Below are 18,147 nucleotides of genomic sequence, written 5' to 3'. Positions count from 1 at the left end.
AGAGACGGAAATAAATGAACCGCTCGTAAAGCACCAGCAACAAAGGCCAAAATGCTTATTTTTTCATCCAAACATCACAAATTTTGATCGTTTTCACGTCAGCTACAGCGCCGTGCGTCATATATGACGCACTCAGGTTCGCTGTAGCACTTTATACCTGCTGCATAATTTCATCCTTAAACCGATTCCGGTTTAAGGAATTATGCAGTAGGCCCCGTCACGCCGACTGCGGCGCCCCGTCCGGATCCTCGCTGACCGCGGATGCCGGCCGCAGTTTGACGAGATAGACGCCGATGGCGAACAGCATGAAAAGGCCGGCGAGCAGATAGGGGGCACCTGCGAAGACGACCGGCGCGTCCGGTGCCGTGAAGGTGCTGAACATCTGCGCGAACATCAGCGGGCCGATGATGGTAGTGAGGCTGGAGAGGCTCGACAGCGCGCCTTGCAACTCACCCTGCGCCGATGGCGGCACCTTGGCCGAGGCGATGCTGCGCAGTGGCGGATCGGCGAGCGATTCCAGGCAGGTGGCGAGAATGACGGCATAGACCATCCAGCCCTGGAACGCGAAAGCATAGCCGAACAATCCGAGCCCAGTGAAAATGAGCCCGATCGCGCCGGTCTTCCATTCGCCCAGAAGCGGAAGGATGCGTGGCAGAACCAGCGCCATGACGAGGGCACCGCCAACGCCGAAAATGCCGAGCGACAGGCCGATCTGTCCCTCGCTCCAGCCATAACGATAGGACGAGACGAAGGACCAGACGGCTGGATAGACCGCATGGGCCTGCCAGAGCAGGAAGAAGACCAGAAGCACCCAGCCGATGCCGGGATAGTTGCGCATCTGTTTCAGCGCACCCAGCGGATTGGCGCGGCGCCATTCGAAACGGCGGCGATTGTGGCTTTCCAGCGTTTCCGGCAACAGGAACCAGGCGACGACGAAGTTGAGGAAGGACAGGGCTGCGGCACCATAGAAGGGAATGCGGGGGCCGAACTCCCCGAGCAGGCCGCCGAGCACCGGCCCGAGCGCGAAACCGGTTCCAAAAGCGATGCCGATCAGGCCGAAATTCCTGGCGCGATTGCTGTCATCGCTGACATCGGCGATATAGGCGGCCGCCGTCGAGAAGCTGGCGCCACTGATGCCGGCGAGCACCCGCCCGACGAACAGCATCCAGTAGCTGACTGCCAGCGCGCAGATCAGATTGTCGAGCGCGAAGGTCAGCACCGAAGCCAGCAGGATCGGCCGCCGGCCGAAGCGATCCGACAGGTTGCCGATCAGCGGCGCGAAGAGGAACTGCATGCCGGAATAGACCAGAAGCAACCAGCCGCCATCGACCGCCGCCTCACTGATCGTATCGCCCGTCAATTCCTTCAGATAGCTCGGCAGCACCGGCACGATGATCGCGATGCCCATGATATCGAGGAAGAGAATGATGAAAACCAGGACAAGGCCGCGCCGCGCTGACTTCGGATCGATCATCGAACACACCTCTCGACGGCTTCAAACGGATACAGAACGCGAACACGGACTGGCAAAGGGTGTTTACAGAAAATCAGGCAGCGAAACAATCCGTGAACATTTCAATGTTCTTGATGAATGCTTCTGGAACATTGATCGGGTTTCCGGCGATTATGTTCTCGGCCGGCTCTTCAGAAAATCGAGAAAGGCGCGCAACGGTGGCGGCATGTGGCGGCGGCTGGCGTAGTAGAGATAGGGACCGGGAAATTCCGGTGCCCAGTCCTCAAGGATGGGCACGAGTTCGCCGGTGGCGATGGCCGGCGCCAGGAACTCCTCGAAAGTGGCGATGATGCCAAGGCCGGCGACGGCAGCGCGGATCTCCAGTTCCAGCGTATTGGCGGTAATGCGGGCCTGCGGCGAGATGCGCACCACCTCGTTGCCGCGCTCGTATTCCCAGGAGGACACCCGGCCGCTGGCGAAGCGATGACGGATACAGACATGGTCGAGGATATCGCGCGGATGGCGCGGTTCGCCGTGGGCCAGCAGATAGGCGGGCGACGCGGCGGTGACGAAACGCTGCCGGCGCGGGCCGATCGGCACGGCGATCATGTCCTTTTCCAGCCGCTCGTCATACCGCACACCGGCATCGAAGCCGGCCGCCAACACATCAATGAAACTGTCGTCACCGATCACCTCCAGCGTGATGCCGGGATAGGCTTTGAGAAAATCCGCGACGATATCCGGCAGCACGACCTTGGCGACGACGGTGGCAACGTTGAGGCGCAGCGTGCCGGTGGCGCTGTCGCGAAAGCTGCCAATCTGGTCGAGCGCCGAGGCGACCTCGCCCAGCGCCGGCGACAGGCGCTCCATCAACTGTTCGCCCGCCTCCGTCAGCGTGACGCTGCGGGTCGTGCGGTTGAGCAGACGGACGCCAAGCCTTTCCTCCAGCCGGCGCAGGGCCTCGCTCAGTGACGAGGGCGAGACGCCGCGCTTGCGGGCGGCGGCGCGAAAATTACGGTCCCGCGCGACAGCCATGAAGGCGTCGAGGTCGGCAAGCGGCAGATCGGTCATTGTGCGATTATCCAAACGGCTTGTTCACATAGATCCGGATTATCGCACAAAGCATTTCGCAGTAAAACCGGAGCATCGAAGCCGCCGTCCCCAAAGCACGGCCGCAGGCGGGCGCGATCCGGAAGCCGTGCTCGCCATATGGACAGCGAGAAGTGAGACAAGACCGTCTTCGCAGACAGAGGCTCCCGGCGCAGCCGGTGCCTCTGTCTAGAAATAGCGCTTACCTCACATAAACGATCTTGCCGCCGTTGAAGGCCGTCTGGACGCCGACCACGTTGCGCGGGGAGATGCCGCGTCTCTGCAAGGCTGCCCGGATATTGGGAACATTTCGGATTTCCTCCTGGCCCTTCGCCAGCGTTTGCGCGGAAGGGAAACGGTAGGTGCGCGGCACATCCTGAAATTCATCGGGACCGATATAGTCGCGGATGCGGACGATCGTCACACCGGGACCGGCGCCGGCATCGCGGCTCACCCGTGCCTTCTGGGCATAGGCGGGTTCAGTGGAGAGGCCGGTGCCAAGAGGGGCGAGAAGCGCGGCGGCCAATGCAAGCGTTACGATTTTCTTCACGGCAATTCTCCGTTCATTCTCTTGTTCCATCAACAGCGCCACAGGAAACAGCCCTGTCATCGCGCATAGATGATCTTGCCGCCGTCGAGCGCGGTCTGGATGGCAACAACATTGTGCGGCTGGATATTGCGGCGCTCGAGCGAGGCCCGGATGACGGGGTTGGAGGCGATTTCGCTCTGTGCGCGCGCCCGCATTTCGGGCGACGGATGGCGATAGATGCCGGGAACGAGGTCGTCGTCATGATAGTTGGAGCGCAGGAAAACGACCGCGATGCCACGCTCGGAGGGATGGCCGAAGAGGATGGTCGCGAGCGTTTCGGTTGCGCCGGCGGGCACTGCGGCTGAGAGGCCCAGCGTGGCAGCCACAATGGCGAGGGAAATGGATTTCAACATGATTGTATCCTCTATCGGCCAGTGGCCAATCGGCTCAACGGCAAACACCTGGCCAGCGTGCCAAGGTATGAAGCCGGTCATCAAGGAAGATATAGTTCGTTTTATAGGCTTTGCGACAGGCACAGCGAGATGGAACCGAAATTTTCCGATCACGACCTATGCACGTATTCTTGATACGAAATCGCCCGCACCAGCGGATCGCGGAGCGGGCGAAAAGTCACAGTTCGGGTCACGGCCGGTCTCAGATATTGCCCTTGAACGTGTCGCAGGCCGAGAGCTTGCCGCTGTCGAAGCCGCGCTTGAACCAGGCCGCGCGCTGGGCGGATGTACCGTGGTTGAAGCTCTCCGGCACGACATAGCCCTGGCTGCGCTTCTGCAACGTGTCGTCGCCGATCTGGGTGGCGGCGTTCAAAGCTTCCTCTAGGTCACCCTGCTCGAGCAGGCCCTTCTGCTGGGTATATTTGCCCCAGATGCCGGCGAAGCAATCCGCCTGCAGTTCGACACGCACAGACAACTGGTTTGACTCGGCTTCGCTCACCCGCTGGCGCTGCTGATTGACCTTGGGCAGAATGCCGAGCAGGTTCTGGACGTGATGGCCGACCTCATGGGCGATGACATACGCTTCGGCGAAGTCGCCGGCGGCATCGAATTTCTGCGCCAGTTCGTCGAAAAATGCCATATCGAGATAGACCTTGTGATCGCCCGGGCAATAGAACGGGCCGGTGGCCGACGACGCCATACCGCAGGCGGAATTGATGCCGTCGCGGAAGAGGACCAGCTTCGGCTCCTCGTAGGTTTCGCCGCTGGCCTGGAAAATGCCGTTCCAGGTATCTTCCGTCTCGGCCAATACGGTAGAGACGAAGGCTTTGGTCTCTTCCTCCTGCGCCGACCCCTGCGGAGACGATCCTTGCGTCTGCTCGTAGCCGGACGGGGATGTGCCCTGGCCGCCGTCGAGCACCTGCAGCATGTCTATGCCCATCATCTTCAGGACGAAATAGATGACGACCAGGAAGATGATCGTGCCGATGCTCATGCCGCCGCCACGACCGCCGCCGCCGGTCGGAATGCGGAAACCGCCGCCGCGCCCGAACGGATTTCCACCAAGACCGCCCCGGACGGGACCGGAGCCGCGCTGATCCTCGATATTGCCCGATTGGCGCCGGCCCTTCCATTCCATGCTGCGATCTCCCGTCTTCCTCTGCGGCCATCGGCCTGCGATTGCCGACCATATAACGCGCCAGAGACGATTTTGTGCAAGGCTAAAACAACAAAGTTTAACCACACGCAGAAATTAGCGAAGTGCGTGAAGGGCAGCCGTTGGCAGCGGGCGATCGCGCATGCAAGAATAATCTCGCTTGTTTTGGGAGGAACGGTACATGAAGGCCATGCGTCTGGAATCGATCGGCAATCTGTTCGTGCGCGAGGTGGACAAGCCCGTTCCCGGCCCCGGCGACCTTCTGGTGCGTGTCGAGGTCTGCGGCATCTGCGGCACCGACCGCCACCTGCTACACGGCGAATTCCCCTCGACACCGCCCGTAACGCTCGGCCATGAATTTTCCGGCATCATCGAGGCGATGGGCGCGGACGTGCAGGGCTTCAAGCTCGGCGCCCGCATTACCGGCGATCCCAACATTTCCTGCGGCCGCTGCCCGCAGTGCCAGGCCGGACGCATCAATCTCTGCCGTAACCTCAAGGCCATCGGCATCAGCCGGGACGGTGGCTTCGCCGACTATGTCATCGTGCCGCAAAAGCAGGCCTTCGAGATCCCGCTATCGCTCGATCCGCGCTTCGGCGCCTTCTGCGAGCCGCTCGCCTGCTGCCTGCACGGCATCGACATGGCGGAGATCAAGGCGGGCTCCTCTGTCGTCGTGCTCGGCGGCGGCGTCATCGGGCTGCTCACTGTGCAACTGGCGCGGCTTGCCGGCGCGACCACCGTCATTCTCTCGACGCGGCAGGAGGCCAAGCGGAAGCTGGCCGAACGATTGGGCGCCACGGGAAGCGTCGACCCATCCGCCGGTGACATCATCGCCCAGATCACCGGACCGGACGGACTGGTGCCGGGCGGCGTGGACGTGGTGATCGAATGCGCCGGGGTGGCCGAGACTGTCGAGCAATCCACCCGGCTCGCCAAGGCGGGCGGAACGGTGGTGATCCTCAGCGTGATGGCGCAGGGTGACAAGGTGTCAATCGAGCCGTTCGACATCCTCTTCCGCGAACTTCGGGTTCTCGGCTCCTTCATCAACCCCCACACCCATCGCCGCGCCGCCGATCTGGTGGCTTCGGGCCGGATCGATGTCGAGGCGCTGATCTCGCGGGAGATTTCGCTGGACGAGGCACCGGAGGTGATCCGCCACCCGCCGGCGCCGGGCGAAGTGAAGGTGCTGGTGGTGGCTGGCAAGGGGTAGCAAAAACCGGGCCTGCCCGGGAAACATCACGCGAAACTAATATGCCGCCACGCCGGATTTGGTGTAGAGTGCCGATATGAGTGAAGCCCAGTCCCTCTTCTCGGTGCTGCGCCAATCGGCAAAGTCCGACATTGTCGATGCCATCGAACGGCTCGTGCATGAGGCACCCGACCGCAAGCTCGGACGCGTCAACGCGCTGGCTTTCGCCGCTGGCCACGGGCTCGACGACGAACAGACCATCAACGCTTTCCTTCATGCCTCGCGTCTCGGGCTTTTCGACATGTCATGGAACATCCTTTGTCCGGGATGTGGCGGCGTGCTCGACGCCAATACGTCGCTCAAGACCGTGCAGAGCGATCAATATACCTGCGCGCTCTGCGCCGCCGGTTACGAGCCGACGCTGGACGAAATGGTCGAGGTGACGTTCACGGTCAGCCCGCGGATCCGCCACATCGAAGCCCACAATCCCCACACCTTGCCGCCGCTCGAATATTTTCGCCAGATCTACTGGGGGTCGGGCGTCGACATGCCGGAAGACGATTACGAGGAAAAGGTCGACGAGTTCCTGCTTGAGACGCTGGAACTGCCGGCTGGAGAAAAGGCGGTCATCTCGCTGCAACTGCCGGAAGGTTTCATCATCATCTTCGAACCGGTAACCCATGCGGCACAATTCATTGACGTGAAAGGGCCGCCGACCAGGGAACGCACAGCACTTTCACTCGTATTCGACCGCGGCCACCAGCACCGCGAAACATTGGAACTGCAGCCCGGCCCGGTGCGCGTCACGGTCGAAAACCATACCGGCGGTCGCACCCTGCCCTCCGTCTGCATCGCCAACGATGCGTTGCACGATCTGCTCGGCAAGCGCCGCCCGTTCCTGACGGCCAAGCGCATCCTTTCCAACCAGGTCTTCCGCGACATCTACCGCACCGATACGCTCGGCGTGGACCAGCGCCTGAAAATCACCAGCCTCACCTTCCTGTTCACCGACCTCAGAGGCTCGACCGAACTTTACGAGCGCGTCGGCGATCTCGCCGCCTTCGATCTGGTGAAGACCCATTTCGGCATCCTGCACGAGATCGTCAGCGCCGAGGCCGGCGCCGTGGTGAAAACGATCGGCGACGCTGTCATGGCGACCTTCCCGACGCCCGACCGGGCAGTCATCGCGGCCATGCGGATGCGCGAGGCGATGCGCAGCCTCAATGCCGATCGCGGCAACGAGGACCTGCTGTTGAAGATCGGTATCCACGAGGGACCGTGTATCGCCGTCAGCCTGAACGAGCGGCAGGATTATTTTGGCCAGACCGTCAACATCGCCTCGCGGGTCCAGCATCTCGCCACATCTCACGAAATCTTCGCCACCCGCTCCGTGCTGGACGACCCCGGCGCGTCCCGCGTGCTCGCCGCCTCCGGCCTGATGCCGACTTCCCATCCCGTGGCGCTGCGCGGCATTACCGACCAGATCAATATTTTCACCATCCCTTGAAGGCTTGGTGATCGCCGCAACTTTCCTGTCGATTGCCGCATTTTCGGGGTTCCGCTTGGGCGCACATTTCCCTATAAGCCGCTTCTAGCCTCAAAAGACCAAGCATGCGCCCCCCGGCCGGTGATCTCCCACCCTGGCCGGTTTTTCGCGCAAGCCGAAAAGCGGATAGAACCCATGCCAAAGCGCCAAGACATCAAATCGATCCTCATCATCGGCGCGGGTCCGATCGTCATCGGCCAGGCCTGCGAGTTCGATTATTCCGGCACCCAGGCGTGCAAAGCGCTGAAGGAAGAGGGTTACCGGGTCATCCTGGTCAACTCCAACCCGGCAACGATCATGACCGACCCGGACATGGCGGATGCGACTTATGTCGAACCGATCACCCCGGAAGTCGTCGCCAAGATCATCGCCAAGGAACGCCCCGACGCGCTTTTGCCGACCATGGGCGGACAGACGGCGCTGAACACGGCGCTCTCCTTGAAGCGCATGGGCGTGCTCGACCGCTACAATGTCGAGATGATCGGCGCCAAGCCCGCCGCGATCGACATGGCCGAGGACCGCGCCCTGTTCCGCGAGGCGATGGACCGCATCGGACTGGAAACCCCGAAATCGCTGCTCGCCAACGCCACCGAGATCAAGGATGCCGACCGCAAGGTGCATGTCGCCGAGCGCGAAAAGCTGAAGGCCTCGCTCTCCGGCGAGGCCCTCGACAAGGCTCTGGACGAACTGGAAAACCACTGGAACCTCGGCGAGACCGACCGCAAGCAGCGCTATATGAGCCATGCCATGGCGATCGGCGCGCAGGCGCTTGACACCATTGGTCTTCCCGCGATCATCCGCCCCTCCTTCACCATGGGCGGCACCGGTGGCGGCATCGCCTATAACCGCTCGGAATTCTTCGAGATCGTCAATTCCGGTCTCGACGCCTCGCCGACCACCGAAGTGCTGATCGAGGAATCGGTGCTCGGCTGGAAGGAATACGAAATGGAAGTGGTCCGCGACACCGCGGACAACTGCATCATCATCTGCTCGATCGAAAACATCGACCCGATGGGCGTGCACACCGGCGATTCGATCACGGTTGCCCCTGCCCTGACGCTGACCGACAAGGAATACCAGATCATGCGCAACGCCTCGATCGCGGTGCTGCGCGAGATCGGGGTGGAGACCGGCGGCTCGAACGTGCAGTTCGCCGTCAATCCCGAGAACGGCCGCCTCGTCGTCATCGAGATGAACCCGCGCGTGTCGCGTTCGTCGGCGCTGGCTTCCAAGGCAACCGGCTTCCCGATCGCCAAGATCGCCGCCAAGCTTGCGGTGGGTTACACACTCGACGAACTCGACAACGACATTACCGGCGGCGCGACCCCGGCCTCGTTCGAACCGTCGATCGACTATGTCGTCACCAAGATCCCGCGTTTCGCCTTTGAGAAATTCCCCGGCGCCGGCACGACGCTGACGACGGCGATGAAATCGGTCGGCGAGGTCATGGCGATCGGCCGGACCTTCGCCGAATCGCTGCAGAAGGCGCTGCGCGGCCTCGAAACAGGCCTCACCGGCCTCGACGAGATCGAGATTCCGGGCCTCGACGATTCAGGCGACAACAACAACGCCATCCGCGCCGCCATCGGCACGCCGACGCCGGACCGGTTGCGCATGGTCGCACAGGCGCTGCGCATGGGCATGTCGGAAGCCGATGTGCATGACGGCTCGAAGATCGATCCCTGGTTCATCGCCCAGTTCAAGGCGATCGTCGACATGGAAGCGCGGGTGCGCGAGCACGGACTGCCGGATGATGCAGAGAACCTGCGCATGCTGAAAGCCATGGGCTTTTCCGATGCGCGGCTGGCGACGCTTGCCAAGAGCCGCCCGAAGGAAGTGGCGGAATTGCGCAACCGGCTGAATGTGCGCCCGGTCTACAAGCGCATCGACACCTGCGCCGCCGAATTCGCTTCGCCGACGGCCTATATGTATTCGACCTACGAGATGCCGTTTGACGGCGTTGCGCGCTCCGAAGCGCAGATATCCGACCGCAAGAAGGTCGTCATCCTCGGTGGCGGTCCGAACCGGATCGGCCAGGGCATCGAGTTCGACTATTGCTGCTGCCACGCCGCCTTCGCGTTGAAGGATGCCGGCTATGAGGCGATCATGGTCAACTGCAACCCGGAAACGGTGTCGACCGACTACGACACGTCCGACCGGCTCTATTTTGAGCCGCTGACGGCCGAGGACGTGATCGAGATCCTGCGCGCCGAACAGGAAAAAGGCGAGCTGGTCGGCGTCATCGTCCAGTTCGGCGGCCAGACACCGCTGAAACTTGCCGAGGCGCTGGAAAAGAACGGCATCCCGATCCTCGGCACCGCACCGGACATGATCGATCTCGCCGAAGACCGCGACCGCTTCCAGAAGCTCCTGATGAAGCTCGACCTCAACCAGCCGAACAACGGCATCGCCTATTCGGTCGAGCAGGCCCGCCTCGTTGCCTCCGAAATCGGCTTCCCGCTGGTGGTGCGCCCGTCCTATGTTCTCGGCGGCCGCGCCATGCAGATCATCCATTCGGAATCGATGCTGCAGACCTACCTGCTCGACACCGTGCCGGAACTGGTGCCGGAAGACATCAAGCAGCGCTATCCGAACGACAAGACCGGCCAGATCAACACGCTGCTCGGCAAGAACCCGCTTCTGTTCGACAGCTACCTGACCAATGCTGTCGAGGTCGACGTCGATGCGCTCTGCGACGGCGAGACGGTGTTCGTCTCCGGCATCATGGAGCATATCGAGGAAGCCGGCATCCATTCGGGCGACAGTGCTTGCTCGCTGCCGGTCTACTCGCTGTCGGACGAGATGGTCGACGAACTGGAGCGGCAGACCAAGGCGATGGCCAAGGCGCTCAATGTCGGCGGCCTGATGAACGTGCAATATGCCATCAAGGACGGCACGATCTACGTTCTCGAGGTCAATCCGCGCGCCTCGCGCACCGTGCCTTTCGTCGCAAAGACCATCGGCGCGCCGATCGCCAAGATCGCCGCCCGCATCATGGCCGGCGAGAAGCTCGACGCTGCCATCGCCGCCTATGGCGAAAAGCCCGATCCGCGCAACCTGAAGCACATTGCCGTCAAGGAAGCCGTCTTCCCCTTCGCCCGCTTCCCCGGCGTCGATATCCTGCTCGGCCCGGAAATGCGCTCGACCGGCGAGGTCATCGGCCTCGACACCGATTTCGCGCTGGCCTTCGCCAAGGCCCAGCTCGGCGCCGGCGTCGACCTGCCGCGCGAGGGCACGGTGTTCGTTTCGGTGCGCGACGAGGACAAGGAGCGCGTGCTGCCTGCCATCCGCATCCTCACCGATATCGGCTTCAAGGTGATGGCGACCGGCGGCACCCAGCGGTTCCTCGCTGAAAAGGGCATTACCGCCACCAAGGTCAACAAGGTGCAGGAGGGCCGCCCGCATATCGAGGACGCCATCCGCAACCGGCAGGTCCATCTGGTCATCAACACGACGGACAGTTCCAAGGCAATCTCGGACTCGAAATCGCTGCGCCGGGCGACGCTGATGCAGAAGGTGCCCTATTACACTACCATGGCCGGCGCCGAAGCCGCCGCCCGGGCCATCAAGGCCCTGAAGGCCGGAAGCCTGGAAGTACGGACACTGCAGAGCTATTTCGCATAATCTCCCGAGGGCGCCCATGAGGCGCCCTCGATATTTCTGACAAAGTCTTTTTCTGACGACTTTGAAAGTCGCTATGGACGTTCTGCGGTTGCCATTTCCTCCGGCATTTCTGTGCTCGTCACATGCATCCAGCCAGCCCAAGCCATGGGCTGAAAGAGTCCTTTGACCCGACGGACGTCGGGTCGCTGGATCCCCGCCACAAGGGCGAGGAAGACGGAGTGTGGGGTTTCGCTGTCGTCCGATCACCAGCTTCCGGATTTGTCAGCAGTCTGAAGCGTGCCCATGAGGCACCCTCTTCTCTTTTATTCGAACATTGCCATCTTCTGCCTTGCGAGCGAAAGTGCGCCCCGCATGATCAGGGAGACGGGCGATGGAGCAGGCGGTCAAGACGACGGGCGAGCGGGCCGGACAGCGTGAATGGGTCGGGCTCTGTGTGCTGTCGATCGCCTGCCTGGTCTATTCCATGGACTTGTCCGTGCTGTTCCTCGCCATGCCGGCGATCGTTACGGATCTCGATCCGAGCCCGTCCGAACTCTTGTGGATCAACGATATCTACGGCTTCATGGTTGCCGGCTTCCTGGTGACGATGGGGACGCTGGGCGACCGGGTCGGACGCCGCCGCGTGCTGATGGCCGGCGCTTTTGCCTTCGGGATCGCGTCGGCGCTCGCAGCCTTTTCATCGACGGCGCAGCAGCTGATCGCCTCGCGCGCCCTGCTCGGCATTGCCGGCGCGACCGTCGCGCCTTCGACATTGTCGCTGATCGTCAATCTGTTCAAGGACGAGGGCGAACGCAATCGCGCCATTGGCATTTGGGGCACGGCCTTTGCGCTCGGAGGACTGGTCGGGCCGTTGCTTGGCGGGTTCTTGCTGCAGTATTTCCACTGGGGATCGGTGTTTCTCATCAACATCCCGGTCATGCTGGCCCTGCTCATCGTTGGGCCGCTGCTTCTGCCGGAATACAAGAACGACGATGATGGTAGCCTCGACCTTGTCAGCGTGGTCCTCTCGCTCGCGTCCGTCTTGCCCATCATCTACGGCTTCAAGCACTTGGCGGCTTATGGCTTCGGAATGGACCAGCCGGTGGCAGTCGCGATCGGCCTGGCGTTCGGCTATGCCTTCATCCGGCGGCAGAAGACACTCGTCCATCCGCTGATCGACCTTCAGCTCTTTCGCATTCCGGCCTTTACCGCCTCACTTGCCGTCAACCTCGCCGGCGTCTTCTTCATCTTCGGTATCTTCCTTTACCAGAACCTGTTCCTGCAGCTTGTCGGGGGCCTGTCGCCTCTCGAGGCGGCGATCTGGTCGATCCCGTCATCCCTCGTTTTCACCGTCATGTCGCTGCAGTCCTATCGCTTCACCGGCAAACTTGGCCCGATCCGGACGGTGCTGATCGGCCTTGTGATCAACGCGGTGGGAGCCGCCGTCATGGCGGTCGCCGCCTATTGCGAGACGGTTGTCGGCGTACTCGCCGCCAGCATGATCCTCGGCATCGGCTTCGTGCCGGTGATCCTGACGACAACCGGACTGATCGTCGGCACCGCACCGCCGGAACGGGCGGGATCGGCCTCGGCTCTTTCCGAAACCAGCGCCGAGTTCGGCGGCGCGCTGGGTGTTGCCTTGCTCGGCAGCCTCGGCACGCTGATCTACCGCGTGATGATGTCGGGCGTTGATCTCACCGGCCTGTCGCCACAGCAGGAGGAAGCGGCATCCGCGACGCTTGCGAGCGCCGTCGAGACGGCGAAGACGTTGGGACCGGGCGCGCCAGTCTGGCTCGACCCCGCCCGCAGCGCCTTCTCGCTCGGTTTTGCCGTGTGCTGCGCGCTGGCGGCCGTGACGCTGCTGGCGCTCGCGATCATCGCCAAGCGCATCTACGCCCGCGCCCATCTCGACGAAAGCACACTGACAGCGCACTGATCCCCGTCAGATTCTGCCCTCCGCCCGAGCAAGGCGGACGGTTCGAACTCCGAACCAGATGGCCGTGAGCGACAGGATGGCCGACGCCGAAAACACGATAAGCATGGCGTGCCTGATGGTCTCCGGTGCAGCCTCGGCGAAACCGCTGGCGTTGGCGATGAAGCCCCAGACGGCCGCGCCGATCGCATAACCCGCCGATTGCAGGGTCGGCAACATGGCCGACGTGCGGTCGCGCTCGGTATCACCAGACACGTCCATCATCAGTTGGCTGAGCGTGCCCCAGCAGATGCCGAAACCACTGCCGATCAGCGCCTGTGCCAACGGAACCAGCCAGAGAACGCCGGTCCAGAGCGCCGCCACCAAGATTGCAAGACCGAGCGCCAACAGGATAGGCCCGGCTTGCATGATGCGATTGCGCAAGGCATGCGAATGGATGGACGCAACACCGATGGCAACCAAGCTCCAGAAGATCGCCATGACCGCCGAAAGACCGCCGGCGGCCATCGGCCCAAGTCCCCAGAGATGCTGCAGGCTGTACACGATGAACACGGCACCGACAGACTGGAACAGCGGCATGGCGAAGACGACCCAAAGGCCGGTGCCAAGCGAATGATTAAACGAGAAGGCGGCCAATGGCAGCACCGGCGACGCCGAGCGGCGATCGAGCCGAACCGAAACAATGAGGATGATCGCCGCGATGGTGAGCAGGAGCATCTGCAAGCTGATGGACGCAACCGCAGCGGACACCGAGATCAGCAGAATGCCGCAACCGGCAGCGGCCAGCCGCAGGAAAGGAAGGGGCCTTGCCTGCGACGGTACTGCGCCAGCGCGCGGAACAATGATCAGAACCAGCAGGCAGAACAGGGCTGCCGCCGGCACGCTGATAAAAAAGGCGGCGCGCCAGGACAGATGTTCGGTCAACCCGCCGGCAACCAGCGGCCCGGCAAAGGCGGCGCTTGCCCAGACGATCGCCTCGGCGCCGAAGACTTTCGGCACGAGACGCGAGGGGAAAAGCTCAGGGATCAGTGCATAGCAAAGGGCGGCGACGACCCCCTCGCCCGCGCCCTGCAGCAAGCGCCCAACCAGAACCTGCGGCATGGCGGTGGCGGTCACAGCCAGCATCGTGCCGACGACGAAGACGACGGCGGCCACAAGCAGCGTCAACCGCGCGCCGAATCTTTGTTTGAGATTGGCGGCCGTCATGCCACCGATAATGGCAAAGACCAGGTAGAAGGTGATCGCCCAGGAGAGCAGCGCCGCCCCACCCAGTTCCTCGACCGCCGTCGGCAATGCCGTCGAGACGAAGAACTCGTTGAAGGCGAACAGCGCGACGCCGAGGCAGAGCGTGATCGTTGAGGCGAGATAGCGGGGCTTTAAAAGTTCGCTCCACTGCCCGCTGTCGGTGCCCGGCATCTCTGCCTCGATTGTCGTGTCATTGCTTGTCATGTTGTCCTCATCGTCAGGGCAAGCATGACGTTTAGAGCCTCAACCTAAGTTGAGGTAAAGGCCCCTCTTCAAAGTTTTTGCAGACCGCCTTAGTAACCGCCGATGATCGGTAGCACCTCGCCGGTGATATAGCTCGAGCATTGCGGCGAGGCGAGGAACACATAAGCTGGCGCGATCTCTTCCGGTTGAGCCGGCCGCTTCATCGGCGTATTGGCGCCGAACTTCGACACGTCCTCCGCCTCCTTGTCGGACGGATTGAGCGGCGTCCAGACCGGACCGGGCGCGACCGCATTGACGCGGATGCCCTTGGGCACGAGTTGACCGGACAGGGCTTTGGTGAAGGCGTGAATGCCGCCCTTGGTCATCGAATAATCCAGAAGCTCCTTGCTGCCTTCGATGCCGGTGACCGAGCCGGTGTTGACGATGGCGCTCCCCTCCTTCATGTGCGGAACCGCCGCCTGCGCCATGAAGAAATAGCCGTAGAGATTAGTCTTCAGCGTCTCGTCGAAATGCTCTTCCGTCAGGTCGAGCACATCGGCGGTGTGAACCTGGAAGGCAGCATTGTTGACGAGGATGTCGAGCTTGCCGAACACCTCGACCACGGCTGCCACTGCCTTCTGGCAGAATGCCCTGTCCTTGACATCTCCGGGAATGGTCATCGCCCTGCGGCCCTCGGCCTCGATCGCCTTGACCGTATCCTCGGCATCGCGTCCTTCGGCGAGATGCAGGATCGCCACGTCGGCGCCTTCGCGAGCAAACAGGACCGCCACGGCGCGACCGATGCCGCTGTCGCCGCCGGTGATCAGCGCCACCTTGCCGTCGAGCTTGCCGGATCCCTTGTAGAAAGGCGCCTCGTAGAGCGGCGCGGGATCGAGCTTGTATTCGGCGCCGGGCTTGGGCTGGTGCTGCTTGGGAAATGGTGGGACAGGATAGAGCCGGGCGCCGGCCTGCATCGCCTTTGGCTTGGTTGACTTCCCCTTCTTGTCCTTGGCATCAGCCTCTGCCACCTGCTCCTGGATATCCCTTTGTTTTTCCGCCGTGCGGGCGGCGGCGTTGGACCGGACGGCCATGTTGCTCTCCTTATCTTCTCAGGAAATCTGCGTGGGCTTGATCGTGCCGACGGAAACCGTACCCTCTACCACACCACGCGGGCCACCTTCGGCAGACCCTTGCTCCTCGATCACCGAATAGAGACGCTCATTGCGAAACGCGCTGGCATCGCGCGTCGAATTGCCCTCGGCGGGCAGCGAATCGATCTCGGTGAAATCGAGTTCGGCTTCGGCGGCGGTGATCCGGGCATCGGCCGGGGAAAAGGCGCGGACGAGGATTTCACCCTGATTGTCGGCATTACCCCAGTTGGGATCATCGGGTGCGGCGACAGGAACCAGCCGATACAGCTTCAGCGTCTCCTGCGGCCTGATATTCTCCTGCATGATTCGTCCTCGTTTTATGGCGCCATGTTCCGGCGTCTCTGCTCTTCGTGCCGCTCGACCGCCAAGCTTCGTGACAGCGCTGCCTTGATGATCGACTGCATCTCATCATCGGCGATCTGCTGGATCGCAAAGCTGCTGTCCGGCTCGATGCCCGGATCCTCCTCGTGGTCGGAGACCGTCTCGGAATCGCGCGACAGGCGGTTCAGGAAGGCCCTGCCTTCGCTGCTTTCGGCGATGAAGGCGGCCATCGCCACGAGAAGCTTGCGATGGGCGTTCAACTTGCCTTCCAGGTGTTCCGGTGATGGGCTCTGCATGATGGTATCCCTGTCCTGCATCACCAACGAACGTAGGTGCCGTTTGTTCCGTATGCGCTGAATGGGCAGGGCGGAGTCACCGCTCCGATTTTTCGGGGGACCGCCACCTTCGAATAATCTGGCTTTTGCACCGCGCTTTCTGTTATAAGCATTGTTCAAATGTTTCGGACGGTTCCGGAGTTAACGCTCCGGGGGCCGTTTTCTTTTGTGCTGATGCCGCCTGAGGCGACAAAAGCATGGACTATGAAGGACAGTGAAATGGTCGAAAAAGTGCCGATGACTCAGAGCGGTTTCGTCAAGCTGCAGGAAGAACTGCGTTGGCGCCAGCAGGAAGAGCGCCCACGGATCATCGAAGCCATTTCCGAAGCGCGCGCCCATGGCGACCTCTCGGAAAATGCGGAATATCATGCCGCCAAGGAAGCCCAGAGCCACAACGAAGGCCGCATCGGCGAAGTAGAAGACTACGTCGCGCGGGCCGAAGTCATCGACTTGTCGAAAATGTCGGGCACGACGGTCAAGTTCGGCGCCACCGTCAAGCTTGTCGATGAGGACACCGAAGAGAACAAGACCTACCAGATCGTCGGCGATCAGGAAGCCGACGTGAAGCAGGGCCGGATTTCGATCTCCTCGCCGATCGCCCGCGCGCTGATCGGCAAGGAAGTCGGTGATTCCATCGAAGTCGTCGCCCCCGGCGGCTCAAAGGCCTACGAGATCCTCGCGATCAACTGGGGCTGAACTCCCGATCGTTGAATCCAGAAAGCCCGGACGGCGCAGCGCCGCTCCGGGCTTTTCATTGAGACCGGCAAGGACATCCGATCGTGGAAGATATCAGCGACGTCGAGATCATCGCGCCGAACTTTAAGCGCCGCCTCTCCGGCGTGACGTCGACGATCGTCCAACTCGTTCCGGTCCAGCGCGCGCGCGGCCAGAAGATCGCGACCGTCGGCCCCGGCCTGCCGGAAACCATGCCGCATGTCCGCTTCAGCGATCTTCTCAGGCTTCACAAACCTCCGCTACGCCGCCGCCGCCGCGTCTGGCATGCCCGGCGCAACATCGAGATGCTGCCCGGACTTTTCCTGCGCGATATCCTGCGCATGCCGCTGAAGCTTCTTTTTACATCGGCGGCCCAGCGCCGCCATTCCGCTTGGACGCGTTTCCTGATCTCGAAAATGGACGCTGTGATCGCGACCTCCTCCCGCTCCGGCTCTTTTCTTCAGATGCCGCACACCGTCATCCAGCACGGTATCGATCTCGACATGTTCCATCCGCCGGCGACGCCGGATGACACGATCGCGGCCACCGGACTGCCCGGCAAACACCTGATCGGCTGCTTCGGCCGGGTCCGCCACCAGAAGGGCACGGACCTTTTCGTGCGTGCCATGGTCGAACTGCTGCCGCTCTATCCGGACTGGACGGCCGTCGTCTGCGGCCGCGTCACCGCCGAACATCGCGGCTTCGGCGATGAGGTGGGAAACCTGGTCAAATCTGCGGGACTGAGCGATCGCATTCGCTTCATGGGCGAGGTCGACGATATCAAGCCTTGGTACCGGCGCCTGTCCCTCTATGTCGCACCATCACGCAACGAAGGCTTCGGCCTGACGCCGTTGGAGGCGATGGCCTCAACGACGGCCGTGGTGGCTTCCACTGCCGGCGCTTACGAGGAAATGATCGTTCCCGGGCAGACCGGGACCGTCGTGCCCGCCGGCAATTACGAAGCCCTGCGGGACGCAATCCGCCCCTATCTCGCCGATCCAGACATGGCGGCGCGCCATGGCCGGAACGGCCATGACCATGTCCACGCGAATTTCGCCATCGAGCGGGAGGCTTCGGCAATCGCGGCGGTTTATGAGAAACTGCTGAACGATTGAGGCTGGAACGTCGATGCGATGCCTCCGACCGCCCCTCATCCGGCCTGTCGGCCACCTTCTCCCCGTTTTGACGGGGAGAAGGGACAAGCGGCAAACTCCGTCGTCCCCTCGCCCCGCCTGCGGGGAGTGGGTT

At 62.3% G+C, this 18,147-nt stretch carries 15 protein-coding genes; 6 read left to right on the top strand and 9 right to left on the bottom strand.

What is annotated here, in order from left to right; genetic code table 11:
- Positions 1-217 precede the first annotated feature (217 nt).
- From ACST81_RS09780 to ypfJ, 5 genes are all read right to left on the bottom strand, one after another.
- Positions 218-1,474: a TCR/Tet family MFS transporter gene (locus ACST81_RS09780; protein WP_438752815.1), complete on the bottom strand. Its 1,257-nt coding sequence runs from the start codon at positions 1,472-1,474 to the stop codon at positions 218-220.
- A gap of 150 nt (positions 1,475-1,624) precedes the next feature.
- On the bottom strand, positions 1,625-2,524 hold the full coding sequence (locus ACST81_RS09775) for a LysR family transcriptional regulator (protein ID WP_438752813.1): 900 nt from the start codon (positions 2,522-2,524) through the stop codon (positions 1,625-1,627).
- 220 nt (positions 2,525-2,744) lie between these two features.
- Positions 2,745-3,092 (bottom strand): hypothetical protein, encoded by a 348-nt coding sequence (locus tag ACST81_RS09770; protein WP_438752811.1) that lies wholly within the window; start codon positions 3,090-3,092, stop codon positions 2,745-2,747.
- A gap of 56 nt (positions 3,093-3,148) precedes the next feature.
- Positions 3,149-3,484: a hypothetical protein gene (locus tag ACST81_RS09765; protein ID WP_438752809.1), complete on the bottom strand. Its 336-nt coding sequence runs from the start codon at positions 3,482-3,484 to the stop codon at positions 3,149-3,151.
- Positions 3,485-3,725: 241 nt separating this feature from the next.
- The gene (gene ypfJ / locus ACST81_RS09760; protein ID WP_438752807.1) at positions 3,726-4,661 is read right to left on the bottom strand and encodes a KPN_02809 family neutral zinc metallopeptidase; all 936 of its coding nucleotides are present in this window, start codon (positions 4,659-4,661) and stop codon (positions 3,726-3,728) included.
- A 199-nt stretch (positions 4,662-4,860) separates the two neighbouring features.
- Between ypfJ and ACST81_RS09755 the strand changes: the two genes are divergently transcribed.
- The 4 genes from ACST81_RS09755 to ACST81_RS09740 all read left to right on the top strand — a co-directional run bounded on the left by ACST81_RS09755 (position 4,861) and on the right by ACST81_RS09740 (position 12,953).
- Positions 4,861-5,889, top strand: coding sequence for a zinc-dependent alcohol dehydrogenase family protein (locus ACST81_RS09755; RefSeq protein ID WP_438752804.1), 1,029 nt, complete (start codon positions 4,861-4,863; stop codon positions 5,887-5,889).
- A 76-nt stretch (positions 5,890-5,965) separates the two neighbouring features.
- Entirely contained in the window at positions 5,966-7,375 is a 1,410-nt protein-coding gene (locus ACST81_RS09750; RefSeq protein WP_438752802.1) for an adenylate/guanylate cyclase domain-containing protein, read from the top strand.
- Between the two features lie 174 nt (positions 7,376-7,549).
- The gene (carB, locus tag ACST81_RS09745) at positions 7,550-11,038 is read left to right on the top strand and encodes a carbamoyl-phosphate synthase large subunit (RefSeq protein WP_438752799.1); all 3,489 of its coding nucleotides are present in this window, start codon (positions 7,550-7,552) and stop codon (positions 11,036-11,038) included.
- Positions 11,039-11,408: 370 nt separating this feature from the next.
- Positions 11,409-12,953, top strand: coding sequence for an MFS transporter (locus tag ACST81_RS09740; RefSeq protein ID WP_438752797.1), 1,545 nt, complete (start codon positions 11,409-11,411; stop codon positions 12,951-12,953).
- 6 nt (positions 12,954-12,959) lie between these two features.
- Here ACST81_RS09740 and ACST81_RS09735 read toward each other — a convergent pair whose 3' ends face one another.
- From ACST81_RS09735 to ACST81_RS09720, 4 genes are all read right to left on the bottom strand, one after another.
- Entirely contained in the window at positions 12,960-14,399 is a 1,440-nt protein-coding gene (locus tag ACST81_RS09735; protein WP_438752796.1) for an MFS transporter, read from the bottom strand.
- 89 nt (positions 14,400-14,488) lie between these two features.
- Positions 14,489-15,469, bottom strand: a complete 981-nt coding sequence (locus ACST81_RS09730; protein WP_438752793.1) for an SDR family oxidoreductase — start codon at positions 15,467-15,469, stop codon at positions 14,489-14,491.
- A gap of 18 nt (positions 15,470-15,487) precedes the next feature.
- Positions 15,488-15,832, bottom strand: coding sequence for a hypothetical protein (locus ACST81_RS09725; protein ID WP_438752791.1), 345 nt, complete (start codon positions 15,830-15,832; stop codon positions 15,488-15,490).
- Between the two features lie 14 nt (positions 15,833-15,846).
- Positions 15,847-16,146, bottom strand: coding sequence for a hypothetical protein (locus tag ACST81_RS09720; protein WP_438752790.1), 300 nt, complete (start codon positions 16,144-16,146; stop codon positions 15,847-15,849).
- 258 nt (positions 16,147-16,404) lie between these two features.
- On the opposite strand from ACST81_RS09720, the gene greA reads away from it, so the two are divergent.
- Both greA and ACST81_RS09710 read left to right on the top strand, forming a co-directional pair.
- Entirely contained in the window at positions 16,405-16,881 is a 477-nt protein-coding gene (greA, locus tag ACST81_RS09715; protein WP_438752787.1) for a transcription elongation factor GreA, read from the top strand.
- Between the two features lie 83 nt (positions 16,882-16,964).
- Positions 16,965-18,014 (top strand): glycosyltransferase family 4 protein, encoded by a 1,050-nt coding sequence (locus ACST81_RS09710; protein WP_438752784.1) that lies wholly within the window; start codon positions 16,965-16,967, stop codon positions 18,012-18,014.
- Positions 18,015-18,147: the final 133 nt, after the last annotated feature.

It is taken from the genome of Pararhizobium sp. O133, assembly GCF_051669845.1.
Classification (GTDB): Bacteria; Pseudomonadota; Alphaproteobacteria; order Rhizobiales; family Rhizobiaceae; genus Pararhizobium.
The sequence above is the reverse complement of the archived record's forward strand: the minus strand, read 5'-3'. Positions and strand labels throughout refer to the sequence as shown.

Bases quoted from the DNA above. Each gene is read 5' to 3' on its own strand.
- ACST81_RS09780 (WP_438752815.1), bottom strand. From the start codon at position 1,474: ATGATCGATCCGAAGTCAGCGCGGCGCGGCCTTGTCCTGGTTTTCATC.
- ACST81_RS09775 (WP_438752813.1), bottom strand. From the start codon at position 2,524: ATGACCGATCTGCCGCTTGCCGACCTCGACGCCTTCATGGCTGTCGCG.
- ACST81_RS09765 (WP_438752809.1), bottom strand. From the start codon at position 3,484: ATGTTGAAATCCATTTCCCTCGCCATTGTGGCTGCCACGCTGGGCCTC.
- ypfJ (WP_438752807.1), bottom strand. From the start codon at position 4,661: ATGGAATGGAAGGGCCGGCGCCAATCGGGCAATATCGAGGATCAGCGC.
- ACST81_RS09755 (WP_438752804.1), top strand. From the start codon at position 4,861: ATGAAGGCCATGCGTCTGGAATCGATCGGCAATCTGTTCGTGCGCGAG.
- ACST81_RS09750 (WP_438752802.1), top strand. From the start codon at position 5,966: ATGAGTGAAGCCCAGTCCCTCTTCTCGGTGCTGCGCCAATCGGCAAAG.
- carB (WP_438752799.1), top strand. From the start codon at position 7,550: ATGCCAAAGCGCCAAGACATCAAATCGATCCTCATCATCGGCGCGGGT.
- ACST81_RS09740 (WP_438752797.1), top strand. From the start codon at position 11,409: ATGGAGCAGGCGGTCAAGACGACGGGCGAGCGGGCCGGACAGCGTGAA.
- ACST81_RS09735 (WP_438752796.1), bottom strand. From the start codon at position 14,399: ATGACAAGCAATGACACGACAATCGAGGCAGAGATGCCGGGCACCGAC.
- ACST81_RS09730 (WP_438752793.1), bottom strand. From the start codon at position 15,469: ATGGCCGTCCGGTCCAACGCCGCCGCCCGCACGGCGGAAAAACAAAGG.
- ACST81_RS09725 (WP_438752791.1), bottom strand. From the start codon at position 15,832: ATGCAGGAGAATATCAGGCCGCAGGAGACGCTGAAGCTGTATCGGCTG.
- ACST81_RS09720 (WP_438752790.1), bottom strand. From the start codon at position 16,146: ATGCAGAGCCCATCACCGGAACACCTGGAAGGCAAGTTGAACGCCCAT.
- greA (WP_438752787.1), top strand. From the start codon at position 16,405: ATGGTCGAAAAAGTGCCGATGACTCAGAGCGGTTTCGTCAAGCTGCAG.